At 67.7% G+C, this 12754-nt stretch carries 8 protein-coding genes; 7 read left to right on the top strand and 1 reads right to left on the bottom strand.

Annotated elements, in window-relative coordinates:
• Positions 1-27: 27 nt before the first annotated feature.
• The 7 genes from L0977_RS20985 to urtE all read left to right on the top strand — a co-directional run bounded on the left by L0977_RS20985 (position 28) and on the right by urtE (position 10753).
• Entirely contained in the window at positions 28-3534 is a 3507-nt protein-coding gene (locus L0977_RS20985) for a hybrid sensor histidine kinase/response regulator (protein ID WP_234266811.1), read from the top strand.
• 34 nt (positions 3535-3568) lie between these two features.
• Positions 3569-4609 carry a response regulator gene (locus L0977_RS20980; RefSeq protein ID WP_234266874.1) on the top strand — a complete coding sequence of 347 codons (1041 nt, stop codon included), beginning with the start codon at positions 3569-3571 and terminating at the stop codon, positions 4607-4609.
• A 224-nt stretch (positions 4610-4833) separates the two neighbouring features.
• The gene (gene urtA, locus L0977_RS20975; RefSeq protein ID WP_234266873.1) at positions 4834-6093 is read left to right on the top strand and encodes an urea ABC transporter substrate-binding protein; all 1260 of its coding nucleotides are present in this window, start codon (positions 4834-4836) and stop codon (positions 6091-6093) included.
• Positions 6094-6303: 210 nt separating this feature from the next.
• Complete coding sequence (urtB, locus tag L0977_RS20970; protein ID WP_234266872.1) at positions 6304-7914, top strand: urea ABC transporter permease subunit UrtB; 1611 nt, start codon at positions 6304-6306, stop codon at positions 7912-7914.
• Between the two features lie 124 nt (positions 7915-8038).
• Positions 8039-9172: an urea ABC transporter permease subunit UrtC gene (gene urtC / locus L0977_RS20965; RefSeq protein ID WP_234266810.1), complete on the top strand. Its 1134-nt coding sequence runs from the start codon at positions 8039-8041 to the stop codon at positions 9170-9172.
• Positions 9169-10044 (top strand): urea ABC transporter ATP-binding protein UrtD, encoded by an 876-nt coding sequence (urtD, locus tag L0977_RS20960; RefSeq protein WP_234266809.1) that lies wholly within the window; start codon positions 9169-9171, stop codon positions 10042-10044. Before urtC ends, urtD begins: the two co-directional genes overlap by 4 nt.
• Positions 10045-10060: 16 nt before the next feature.
• Complete coding sequence (gene urtE, locus L0977_RS20955) at positions 10061-10753, top strand: urea ABC transporter ATP-binding subunit UrtE (protein WP_234266871.1); 693 nt, start codon at positions 10061-10063, stop codon at positions 10751-10753.
• 220 nt (positions 10754-10973) lie between these two features.
• Here the strand turns inward: urtE and L0977_RS20950 are convergent, their stop codons facing one another.
• On the bottom strand, positions 10974-12668 hold the full coding sequence (locus L0977_RS20950) for a response regulator (RefSeq protein WP_234266808.1): 1695 nt from the start codon (positions 12666-12668) through the stop codon (positions 10974-10976).
• Between the last annotated feature and the right edge of the window lie 86 nt (positions 12669-12754).

The raw sequence follows: 12754 nt of genomic DNA, 5'->3' as shown, positions 1-12754 counted from the left end.
GTGAACACCTCTGCTGAAAACGCCCATATGCCTTTGCCCGCGCCGGTGGACGCGCCGCAGCGCATCATCAAGGTGCGCCGCGACTACAACAGTTGGGTGGCCAGCGAAACCATGGAGGACTACGCGCTGCGCTACACGCCGCAGCGTTTCCGCAAGTGGAGCGAATGGCGCGTGGCGAACACGGCTTTCGGCGTGGCCTCGTTCCTCATCCTCGAAGCGGTGGGCGCCACGCTGCTGGTGCAGTACGGCTTCATCAACGCCTTCTGGGCCATTCTGGCCACGGGGCTCATCATCTTCCTGGCCGGCCTGCCCATCAGTGTGTACGCCGCGCGCTACGGGGTCGACATGGATCTGCTCACGCGTGGCGCGGGCTTCGGGTACATCGGCTCGACGATCACCTCGCTGATCTACGCCACCTTCACTTTCATCTTCTTCGCGCTGGAGGCGGCGGTCATGGCCTACGCGCTGGAGCTGGCGCTGGACATTCCGCCCGCCTGGGGTTACCTGATCTGCGCCGTGGTGGTGATTCCGCTGGTCACGCACGGGGTGTCGGCCATCAGCCGCTTCCAGGTGTGGACGCAGCCGCTGTGGCTGGTGATGATGACCGTGCCGTTCGCGGCCGTGCTGATCATGGACCCGGGGGCTTTTGCCGGCATCGTGCACTACGGTGGTGAATCCGGGGTGGGTGAAGATTTCCGTTGGAACCTTTTTGGTGCGGCGCTCACCGTCGGTATCGCGCTCATCACGCAGATGGGCGAACAGGCCGACTACCTGCGTTTCATGCCGGCCCCCCGGCCGGGCCAGCACTGGCGCTGGTGGGCCGGGGTGCTGGCCGGCGGGCCGGGCTGGGTGATCCTGGGCGTGCTCAAGATGCTGGGAGGCGCGCTGCTGGCCTGGCTGGCGCTGTCGCACATGGTCTCGCCCGAACACGCGGTGGACCCGAACCAGATGTACCTGGCGGCCTACGAATACGTGCTGCCCTACGGCTGGGCGGTGGCGGCCACGGCGCTGTTCGTGGTGGTCTCGCAGCTCAAGATCAACGTCACCAACGCCTACGCCGGCTCGCTGGCCTGGAGCAACTTCTTTTCGCGCCTGACGCACAGCCACCCGGGCCGGGTGGTCTGGGTGGTGTTCAACACGCTGATCGCCTTCATGCTGATGGAGATGAACGTGTTCCAGGCGCTGGGCGAGGTGCTCGGGCTCTACAGCAACCTCGCCATCGCCTGGATCATGGCCGTGGTGGCCGACCTGGTCATCAACAAGCCGCTGGGCTGGAGCCCCAAGGGCATCGAGTTCAAGCGCGCCTACCTCTACGACATCAACCCCGTGGGCGTCGGGGCGATGGTGCTGGCCTCGCTGCTGTCGGTGGCGGCCTACCTGGGGTTGATGGGGGCGATGGCGCAGGCGTTTTCGGCGGTGATCGCGATGGTGACCGCGCTGGTGACGGCGCCGCTGATCGCGTGGGCGACGAAGGGGCGCTACTACATCGCCAGAGGAGAGGGCCCCCACGCTCCGACCTCCATCGAGGAGGGCGGCTATCGGCGGCTGGGCGTGCTGAAGTGCGTGATTTGTGAACGGGACTACGAAGGCCCCGACATGGCGCACTGCCCGGCCTACCAGGGCGCCATCTGCTCGCTGTGCTGCTCGCTCGACGCGCGCTGCGGCGACCTGTGCAAACCCCACGCGCGCCTCTCGGTGCAGTGGCAGGGGGCGCTGCGCATGCTGCTGCCGCAGCGCGTGTGGCCGTACCTGCGCGCCGGGCTGGCGCACTACCTGCTGATCATGCTGGTGATGGCGCCGCTGCTGGCGGCCGTGCTGGCCCTGCTGTACCGCCAGCAGACGCAGGCGCTGGAGACCCAGGCGGTGGCCGGCCTGGTCGACGCCGCGCTGCGCGCCGGCTTTCTGCATGTGTACGCGGTGCTGCTGCTGATCGCGGGCATCGTGGCCTGGTGGCTGGTGCTGGCGCACAAGAGCCGCGAGGTGGCGCAGGAAGAGTCGAACCGCCAGACCCGATTGCTGATGCAGGAGATCGAGTCGCACCGCCGCACCGACGAGGCCCTGCAGCAGGCGCGCCGCGCCGCCGAGCAGGCCAACCAGGCCAAGAGTCGCTACATCAGCACCATCAGCCACGAGTTGCGCACGCCGCTCAACAGCATCCTTGGCTACGCCCAGTTGCTGCAGGAAGACACCGATCTGCCGCAGCACCAGGCACAGGCCATCCGTGTCATCCACCGCGGGGGCGAGCACCTGCTCTCGCTCATCGACGGCACGCTCGACATCGCCCGCATCGAGTCGGGCCGGCTGGCGCTGGACGTGCGCCCCATGGCCTTTGCCGACGTGGTTCGCGAGGTGGCCAGCATGTTCGAGCTGCAGGCTGCCGCCAAGGGCTTGCGCTTCGTGTTCGACGCGCCGGCCGACCTGCCGCTGGCGGTGCGGGCCGACGAAAAGCGCCTGCGCCAGATCCTCATCAACCTGCTGGGCAACGCGGTGAAGTTCACCGGCCAGGGCGAGGTGCGCCTGCGCGTGCGCCATGCGCGCGAGATGGCGCATTTCGAGGTGCACGACACCGGCCCGGGCATGAGCGCGGCCGACATGGAACGCATCTTCGAGCCCTTCGCGCGCGGGCAGGGCGCGGTGGCTGCGGCCGGGCCCGAAGGCGGGACCGGGCTGGGCCTGACCATCGCCAAGATGCTCACCGACCTCATGGGCGGCGAGATGACGGTGCGCAGCCAACCCGGCGCGGGCACCGTGTTCACCGTGCGACTGTTCCTGCCGGCGCTGCAGGGCGTGGCGGCGCGGCGCGTGCGCCCCACGCTGCCGGTCACCGGGTATGCCGGCGCGCGCCGCCGGGTGCTGGTGGTCGACAACGAAGAAAGCGACCGCGAACTGCTGGCCAACTGGTTGCGCCCGCTCGGGTTCGAGGTGATGCTGGCCACCAACGGCCACGACGCACTGGCCCTGCTGGAGGGCGTGCAGCCCGGCGGTGCCCAGGCGCCCGACGCGATCTTCATGGATCTGGCCATGCCCGGCATCGACGGCTGGGAAACGCTGCGCCGTCTGCGCGCCGGTGGCTGGGGTGCGGTGCCCACCGCCATCGTGTCGGCCAACGCCTTCGACAAAGGTCTGCAGGCCGAAACCGAAGAGGCGGCACCCACCGACTTTTTCGTCAAACCCGTGCGGCGCGACGACCTGCTGCTCTGGCTGGGCCAGCAGTTGCGGCTGGAATGGCAGCACCTGGTGCACGCCGAGGCGCCTGCGCCCACACCCGTTCCCGCCCGCGCGCCGCTGGCGTCCGAAGCGCCGGCCTGGGCCGCAGGCGACGCCCAGGCCCTGCTGCCGCTGCTCGATCTGGTGCGCCTGGGCTACTACAAAGGCATCGTGCAATGGCTGGACGACTGGGTGCGCCAGCACCCCGAGCAGGCCGATTTCGCGCAGGGCATCCGCACCATGGCGCGCGAATTCCGCTTCGAAGCCATCGAGCAGCGCCTGCTGCAGGCGGGCGTACCATCGCGCCTGCCGAACGAACCGAGCTGACCCCATGGCCGCGAGCGACCTTCCTTCCCCCGACATGTCCCCGCCCGATCCGCTGACACCGCCTGTGGTGCTGGTGCCGGAATCCCGCCTGGTGGTGCTCATCGTCGACGACGTGCCCGACAACGTCGCGCCGCTGCACGACGCGCTCGATGACGCGGGTTTTGCGGTGCTGGTCGCGCTCGACGGCGAAGCCGCCGTGCGGCGTGCGCAGCAGGCGCGGCCCGACGTCATCCTGCTCGACGCCGTCATGCCCGGCATCGACGGCTTCGAGGTCGCGCGCCGGCTCAAGGCCGACCCGCGCACCGCGCCCATCCCCATCATCTTCATGACCGGGCTCACCGAGACCGAACACCTGGTGGCCGCACTCGGCGCCGGCGGTGTGGACTACGTGACCAAACCCATCAAGCCGCGCGAAGTGATCGCGCGCATGGGCGTGCACCTGGCGCAGGCGCGCCACCTGCGCCAGGGCGCGGTCGAACGCAGCCAGGCGCGCAACGCGCTCGACGCCTTCGGCTACGCCACCATCACCGTGCGCGCACGCGACGGCCGCCTGATGTGGCAGACCCCGCTGGCGCGCGACCTGCTGCTGCGCTACTGCGGCACCGAGGCCCCGGCCACGCCCGACGTGGTGCTGCAGTGGCTGGCGCGCCTGCTGCCCGAGCTGCAGGCGGCCGATGCGGCCCAGCGCCCCGAACCGCCGCGACTCACGCTCGACCAGGGCCCACGGCGCCTGACCTTTCGGCTGCACCAGCGCGTGGGCGACGAAGAGGCCGACGAACTCGGGGTCGGCGAGCCCGGTGATTGGCTCATCGTCATGCAGGAAACGTCGGACGCCAGCGTGCTCGAAGCCCTGGCCCAGGCCTTCGGCCTCACCGCGCGCGAGGCCGAGGTGCTGTACTGGGTCGTCAAAGGCAAGATCAACCGCGACATCGGCGACATCCTCGGCGCCAGCCCCGCCACGGTGAAGAAGCACCTGGAGCGCATCCACGCCAAACTGGGGGTGGAAACGCGCACCGCCGCCGCGGCGATGGCGATCAACCGCGTGCCGCTGCTGCGGCCGCAACACGGCGGCTGATCCGGCGTGCGCCGGTCCCGGCATACGCCACATGGCGTACGCCGAGGCGCCGGCGGGCCGATTCCGTGCCCGTTCCGCCGCCCATACGCCACCCGGCGTACAGACGCTTTCCAGGGGCCTCCCTAGCATCCGTCTGACCCCATCGAACAGCCGTGCAGGCCGGGCGGTGGCGAAAGTCAGACCCCCCCCCAACGGATGTTCCCGAACCCTGGAGAAGCGCCATGATGCAACGTCGATTTACCCTCAAAGCCCTGTCGGCCGCCGCCGCGCTGGGCGCCTTCGGCCTCTCGGCCCACGCCGCCGACACCATCAAGGTCGGCATCCTGCACTCGCTGTCGGGCACGATGGCCATTTCCGAAACCGTGCTCAAGGACGTGGCCCTGATGGCCATCGACGAGATCAATGCCAAGGGCGGCGTGCTGGGCAAGAAGCTCGAACCCGTGGTGGTCGACCCGGCCTCCAACTGGCCGCTGTTCGCCGAAAAGGCCAAGCAGCTGATCGATCAGGACAAGGTGGCCGTGACCTTCGGTTGCTGGACCTCGGTGTCGCGCAAGTCGGTGCTGCCGGTCTACGAAGAAAAGAACGCCCTGCTGTTCTACCCCGTGCAGTACGAAGGCGAAGAGCTGTCCAAGAACGTGTTCTACACCGGTGCCGCGCCCAACCAGCAGGCCATTCCCGCCGTGGAATACCTGATGAGCAAGGACGGCGGCTCGGCCAAGCGCTTCGTGCTGCTGGGCACCGACTACGTGTACCCGCGCACCACCAACAAGATCCTGCGCGCCTTCCTGCACAGCAAGGGCATCAAGGACGAGGACATCATGGAGGAGTACACGCCCTTCGGCCATGCCGACTACCAGACCATCATCGGCAAGATCAAGACCTTCGCTTCGGCCGGAAAGAAGACGGCCGTGGTCTCGACCATCAACGGCGACTCCAACGTGCCCTTCTACAAGGAACTGGGCAACCAGGGCCTGAAGGCGACGGATGTGCCGGTGGTGGCTTTCTCCGTGGGTGAAGAAGAGCTGCGTGGCGTGGACACCAAGCCGCTGGTGGGCCACCTGGCCGCCTGGAACTACTTCATGAGCATCAAGAGCCCGGCCAACACCGCGTTCGTGAAGGCCTGGAGCGACTACGCCAAGGCCAAGAAGATTCCGGGCCACATGGACAAGCCGCTGACCAACGACCCGATGGAAGCCACCTACATCGGCATCCACATGTGGAAGCAGGCGGTCGAGAAGGCCAAGTCGACCGATACCGACAAGGTGATCGCCGCCATGGCCGGCCAGACCTTCCCGGCACCAGGGGGCTTCACTTCCACCATGGACCCGAAGAACCACCACCTGCACAAGCCGGTGTTCATCGGCGAGATCAAGGCCGACGGCCAGTTCAACGTGGTGTGGAAGACCAAGGGCCCCGTCAAGGCCCAGCCGTGGAGCCCGTTCATTCCTGAAAACAAGGGCAAAAAGGACGAGCCGACGAAATAAGGGCTCCCCCCTGCGCCGCTTTCGCGGCTTCCCCCCTCTGTGGCGGGCCTTCGGCGCTTCGAGGGGGGACGGCACCTGCGGCCCGGCAAAGCCGGTTCCGCGGTGCCTGCTGGGTGAAGGCACGCGGTTTGCGGCGTTTTTTGCTCCCTCTCCCGGTGGGAGAGGTTCGGGGTGATGGTTGGGTCCCACATTGAAAAGACATTTATGACCATGCGCGGGCTGTTGCGTTCTTTTGTGGTTGCCGGGGCTGTGGCCGTGAGTGGCGTGCTCGGTGCGACCGCCGCGCACGCGCTGACGCCGGAAGACGCGCTGGTGCTGGCTTCGGGTGCCAGCGACGAGCGCATCGATGCGCTCAATCGGCTGGCGGCCGAGGACGATCCCCGGGCGCTGGCGCTCATCAACGCCCTGGCCGACGACGCGGTCAAGTTCCAGGGCGAGCAGGTGCTCATCGTGCAGGCCGACGGTTCGGCCATCGACGCAGTGACGGGCGAGCCCGCTCCGGTCAGGGAAGAGGCCGAAGACGCCCTGCTCAACAACCGCATGCGCGGTGCCTTGGCGACGGCCAAGGCCGGGCACGATTTGTTCGAAGACGATGCCGCCCGCCAGGTGGCTGCGGCCCAGGTGGTGCTGCGGGGTGCGGTGGAAGACGCCGACGATTCGGGCCTGCCGCTGCTGGAAAAGGCGTTGGCCCAGCCCACGCTGGCGGCTGCAGCGCGGGCCAGCCTGGAGCAGGCGCGGTCCATCCTGCAACTGGCCAGCGACGACGACGCGGTGCGCCTGAGCGCGGCGCGTGTGCTGGCCGACAAGGCCCCACCCAGCCTGCGGCCGATGCTGGCCGAGCGCCTTGACGCCGAAAGCAACCCCGATGTGAAGAAGGCCCTGTCCGACGCCATCGCGGCGCTGGACAGCGCCCGTGCTCTGGCCAGCGGTGTCTCGCAGGCCTTCACCGGCATCAGCCTGGGCTCCATCCTGCTGCTGGCGGCGCTGGGCCTGGCCATCACCTACGGGCTCATGGGTGTGATCAACATGGCCCATGGCGAGCTGATCATGATCGGCGCCTACGCCACCTGGCTGGTGCAATCGTTCTTTCGCAGCGCACTGCCCGGGTGGTTCGACTGGTACCTGCTGGCCGCGGTGCCGGTGGCCTTCATCACTTCGGCCCTGGTGGGCGCGGTGATGGAGCGCACGGTGATCCGCTTTCTCTACGGCCGGCCGCTGGAGACGCTGCTGGCGACCTGGGGCATCAGTCTGGTGCTGATGCAGTCGGTGCGCAGCCTGTTCGGCGCGCAGAACGTGGGCGTGGAAAACCCGTCGTGGATGAGTGGCAGCCTCACCTTCATGAACGGCCTGGTCACGCTGCCCTGGAACCGCATCCTGATCATCGTCTTCGCGGCCGGCGTGTTGCTGGGCGTGGTGCTGCTCATCGGCCGCACGCGGCTGGGGTTGTTCGTGCGGGGTGTCACGCAGAACCGGCCCATCGCGTCGTGCATGGGCGTGAACACCGCCCGCATCGACACCTATGCCTTCGCGCTGGGCTCGGGCATCGCCGGGCTGGCGGGCTGCGCGCTCAGCCAGGTCGGCAACGTCGGCCCCGACCTGGGCCAAGGCTACATCGTCGACTCGTTCATGGTCGTGGTGCTGGGCGGTGTCGGGCAGATCGCGGGCACGGTGTATGCCGCGCTGGGGCTGGGCCTGGTCAACAAATTCCTCGAAGGCTGGGCTGGCGCCGTGCTGGCCAAGATTGCCGTGCTGGTGTTCATCATCGTCTTCATCCAGAAGCGGCCGCAGGGCATCTTCGCTTTCAAGGGCCGGGAAGTATGACCACCCCCATCGCTTGCCCACTGCGTGTGGCCGCTCCGCCCCTCAAGGGGCAGCGCCTGCGGCCCGGCGGAGCCGGTTCCGCGGCGCTCTGGACCATTCACTTCGCTCGCGAGGGGCACTGTTCATGACCGCTGTTTCTGTTTCTCTCCCCGCGCCTGGCCCGTTGCTCACCCGCAAAGGCTGGAGCGCCTTCATCGTCGCCCTGCTGGTGGTCTGCGCCGTGGCGCCCATGCTCAACCTGCTGGTGCCGGCCGACAGCCCGTTGCACCTGTCGGACTACATGGTCGGCCTGCTGGGCAAGATCATGTGCTACGCCATCTGTGCGCTGGCCATGGACCTGATCTGGGGCTACACCGGCATCCTCAGCCTGGGCCACGGCCTGTTCTTCGCGCTGGGCGGTTATGTGATGGGCATGTACCTCATGCGCCAGATCGGCACCGACGGCAACTACAAGAGCGAGCTGCCCGACTTCATGGTGTTCCTCGACTGGAAGGAGTTGCCGTGGCACTGGGCGCTGAGCGACAGCTTCATCGCCACGCTGCTGCTGATCGTGCTGGTGCCGGGGCTGGTGGCCTTCGTGTTCGGCTACTTCGCCTTCCGCTCGCGCATCAAGGGCGTGTACTTCTCCATCATCACGCAGGCGCTGACCTTCGCCGCGCTGCTGCTGTTCTTCCGCAACGAAACCGGCATGGGCGGCAACAACGGCTTTACCGACTTCAAGCGCATCCTGGGTCTGCCCATCGCCACGCAGGGCATGCGCATGACGCTGTTCGTGCTCACGAGCCTGACGCTGCTGGGCTTCTTCCTGTGGGCCCGCTGGCTGGTCAACTCCAAGTTCGGGCGCGTGCTGCAGGCGGTGCGCGACGCCGAGAACCGGGTCATGTTCTGCGGCTACAACCCGCTGCCCTACAAGCTCACCATCTGGACCATCTCGGCCGTCATGTGCGGCATCGCCGGCGCCCTGTACGTGCCGCAGGTGGGCATCATCAACCCCGGTGAAATGAGCACGGCGGGCAGCATCGAGATCGCGGTCTGGGCTGCCGTGGGCGGGCGTGCCACGCTGGTCGGTCCCATCGTGGGCGCCTTCCTGGTCAACGGCGCCAAGAGCTGGCTCACCGTGACCTTTCCCGAGTTCTGGCTCTACTTCCTGGGGGCGCTGTTCATCGCCGTCACGCTGTTCATGCCGCAGGGCATCGTGGGGCTGGTCCGCAAGCTTCGGCGCCCACCGGCTGCGGCCGGGCAAGGAGAGTCGGCATGACGCCCGATCTGATGGAAGCGGGCGCCCAGCGCCTGCAGTCGCTGCACACAGTCCGGGTGGCCGGTGCCACCGAATCCGGCGGGCGCACCGCCGGTTATGGCCGCCCGGTGACCACCGGCGAGGTCGACGTGACCCACGGCCGCATTCTCTATCTGGAGGATGTGCACGTGGCCTTCGACGGCTTCAAGGCCATCAACGGCCTGAACCTGGACATCGCCCCCGGCGAGCTGCGTTGCATCATCGGCCCCAACGGCGCGGGAAAGACCACCATGATGGACATCATCACCGGCAAGACCCGGCCCGACAGCGGCACGGTGTTCTTCGGCAGCACCATCGACCTGCTGCGCCACCGCGAAGCCGACATCGCGGCCATGGGTATCGGGCGCAAGTTCCAGAAGCCCACGGTGTTCGAGCAGCTCACGGTGTTCGAGAACCTGGAGCTGGCGCTGGCGACCGACAAGCGCGTCGCGCATTCGCTGACGTTTCAGCTCAACGGCGAGCAGAAGGACCGCCTGGGCGAGGTGCTGCAGACCATCCACCTGGCCGACAGCGCGGCGCGCCTGGCCGGCACGCTCAGCCACGGGCAGAAGCAGTGGCTGGAGATTGGCATGCTGCTGATGCAGAACCCGAAGCTGCTGCTGCTCGACGAGCCGGTGGCGGGCATGACCGACGAAGAAACCGAGCGCACGGCGCAGCTGTTTCTCAGCCTCAAGGGCAAACATTCGCTGATGGTGGTCGAACACGACATGAGCTTCATCCGCACCATCAGCGAAAAGGTCACGGTGCTGTGCGACGGCTCGGTGCTGGCCGAAGGCACGCTCGATGAGGTGCAGGCCGACGAGCGTGTGATCGAAGTCTATCTGGGGCGCTGAGGAGACACGCATGAGCCTGCTTGAAGTCAAGGGCGTCAACCAGTACTACGGCGGCAGCCACATCCTGCGCAACGTCGGTCTCAAGGCCGAGCTGGGCCAGGTGACGGTGGTGCTGGGCCGCAACGGCGTGGGCAAGACCACGCTGCTCAAGTCGCTGATGGGCCTGGTGCCGATCAAGAGCGGGAACATCGCGCTTGACGGCAAGGCGATCGACAAGGCCACGCCGTACGAGCGCGCCCGCATGGGCGTGGGTTTCGTGCCGCAGGGGCGCGAGATCTTTGCCCGACTGACAGTGCAGGAAAACCTGCAGATGGGGCTGGCCTACAAGAAGGGCGGCACGCCCATTCCGGCCGAACTGTTCGAGCTGTTTCCGGTGCTCAAGCAGATGCTGGGCCGGCGGGGCGGCGACCTCTCGGGCGGGCAGCAGCAGCAGCTGGCGATCGCGCGCGCACTGGCTGCTGGCCCCAAGCTGCTCATCCTGGACGAACCCACCGAGGGCATCCAGCCCAACATCATCAAGGACATCGGCAAGGTCATCCGCATGCTGGCCGACCGCGGCAACATGGGCATCGTGCTGGTGGAGCAGTACTACGACTTTGCCGAAGAACTGGCCGACCAGTACGTGGTGATGGAGCGCGGCGAAGTGATCGCCAGCGGCCCGGGCAGCGAGATGCAGGCCAAGGGCATCCGGCAACTGGTGGCGATCTGAGCCCCCACGCTCCGCCGCTGGCGCGTGTCGCTGCCCCCCGAGGGGGCTGATCCGGCTGGGGGGCGGCCCGGCGCCGCATCGTCTGAGCCCCCACGCTCCGCCGCTGGCGCGGGTCGTTGCCCCTCACGCTCCGTGCCTTCGCAGGCGCCAGGCATGCCGTACCCGTCATGCCCGCGCAGGCGGGCATCCAGGTGGCTGGCATGGGTGCAACGGGGCGCGTTCAGGCGCCCACGGCGTTGACGCTGGCGAGCAGGCCTTCGTTGCGGGCGGGTGGCCGGTAGGCGGTGGGCAGCGAGATGCCGCCCGCAGCGCGGCCGGTGTGGCTCTGTTCCCCCAGCCCTGCATGCACATCGGTGGTCCGGTACCGCACCCGCAGGGCCTGGGCCTGTTCGAGCAAGGCCGTGTGGTCGGGGATGCGCTGCTGGTAGCGGTGCAGCACCAGGTGGGCCGACTCGATGACCTTGGCGTTGAGTGTGCGCTGGCCGTCTTCGAGCAGCTTGATCACGGCGCCTTGCGGGTCGCCCTTGAGGCTCAGGCTCATGGCCTGTTCGGTCAGGCGCAGGATTTCGCCATGGCCGGCGCGGATGCGGTTGATGAAGTCGTTGCGGCCGACGGCGGCACAGGCGAGCAGCTCGGTGAGCGCACGGCTGGTGCAAAAGCGCAGACCCAGCAGGTCGACCGTGGCATCGACTTCGTAAAGCTGGATCGAACGCAGCGCCAGGCGGGTCATGAGCCCCAGGAGGTTGCTGGCCGACTCGAAATCGAAGGCCGGCTCCAGCACGTCCTTGGCCAGCCGCCGGACTTCTTCCAGGGCCCGAGCATGCTGCAGTTCGTGGATGTAGATCAGCGCGTGCACCACGTCGAGCAATCGCTGCGGCCGGGGCCTGTCGGGGTGGCGGCTGCGCAGGTGCATGAGCTGGTCGGCGCAGCGCATCAGGCCCCGGTGGTCGTTGGCGTCGAGCCGGGCGAAGGCCAGCAGCACCAGCGCCTGCGGGTCGTAGAGCTTGGAGTCCAGGCCGACGCGCGTGGCGCGGTCCAGCAGCTCGACCCCTTCGGTGCGCTCGCCAGCGTAGTAGGCCAGCATGCCGTGCTTGAGCAGGCGGTTCACCGACGAGGGCGTCAGCCGCGTGGCCATGCGGAAGGTGGCCAGGGCGTTCTGGAAGTTGCCCAGCTCGAACTGTGCCCGGCCCATCACGTCGTAGGCGTCGGAATAGCCGGGCTCGGTTTCGATCAGGCTTTCGAGCGTGGTCGTGGCGCGCTGCGGATAGCCGGCTTCGAGCTGCGCACGGGCCACGCCCAGTTTGGCCCAGGGCAGGGTTTTGGCCTCCACCACCGCTTCGTACAGCTTTTCGGCTTCGCTGAGCAGACCGCCGCGCAGCATCAGTTCGGCGCCGATGCGGGCCGCGTAGAGCCAGTAGGGGCGCCGCTCGTCGAAGTGGGCCTTGCACATCTGGGCGGCGCCGTCGAAGTCTTCGTGGTCGATGGCGGCAAAAATCTCTTTGAGCGCGCCCTTGCGCTCGCGTGCTTGCCGGATGCGTTCGATCAGCCCGGCGGCGGTGTGGGGTTTGATCAGGTAAGCGTCGAGCGCGGATTCGGCGGCTTCGGCGACCTTGCTGTAGGAGGACTCGGCCGTGACCATCACGAACACCGTGTAGAACGGCAGCAACTGGTGGCGGCGCAGGTCGTCCAGCAGATCCTGGCCGGTGATTTCCTCGCGCTCGAAATACTGTTCGGAGATCACCACGTCGTAGCTCGACATTTCGAGCTTGCTGCGCGCATCGACCAGCCGTGCGCATTGCACGATGGTGCCCACGCCGGCTTCGCGCAACTGGTTGACGATGATCGAGCGCGACTGCGGGTTGCCGTCGATGACGAGGGCGCGCGCGTCTTGCAGATCGCTCTTTTCGGCACTCATGGGCAGATCGGGCGAAGGAGCGGGTTCCGGGACGGCATGCCCCATTGTGCACAAACCGACCTGGACCGGCGGCAGGAACAAGCCCG

It is taken from the genome of Hydrogenophaga sp. NFH-34 (genome assembly GCF_021401345.1).
GTDB classification, from domain to species: domain Bacteria; phylum Pseudomonadota; class Gammaproteobacteria; order Burkholderiales; family Burkholderiaceae_C; genus Hydrogenophaga; species Hydrogenophaga electricum.
This window is presented reverse-complemented; position numbering and strand designations above follow the sequence as displayed.

Bases quoted from the DNA above. Each gene is read 5' to 3' on its own strand.
- L0977_RS20985 (WP_234266811.1), top strand. From the start codon at position 28: ATGCCTTTGCCCGCGCCGGTGGACGCGCCGCAGCGCATCATCAAGGTG.
- urtC (WP_234266810.1), top strand. From the start codon at position 8,039: ATGACCGCTGTTTCTGTTTCTCTCCCCGCGCCTGGCCCGTTGCTCACC.
- urtB (WP_234266872.1), top strand. From the start codon at position 6,304: ATGCGCGGGCTGTTGCGTTCTTTTGTGGTTGCCGGGGCTGTGGCCGTG.
- urtA (WP_234266873.1), top strand. From the start codon at position 4,834: ATGCAACGTCGATTTACCCTCAAAGCCCTGTCGGCCGCCGCCGCGCTG.
- L0977_RS20980 (WP_234266874.1), top strand. From the start codon at position 3,569: ATGTCCCCGCCCGATCCGCTGACACCGCCTGTGGTGCTGGTGCCGGAA.
- urtD (WP_234266809.1), top strand. From the start codon at position 9,169: ATGACGCCCGATCTGATGGAAGCGGGCGCCCAGCGCCTGCAGTCGCTG.
- L0977_RS20950 (WP_234266808.1), bottom strand. From the start codon at position 12,668: ATGAGTGCCGAAAAGAGCGATCTGCAAGACGCGCGCGCCCTCGTCATC.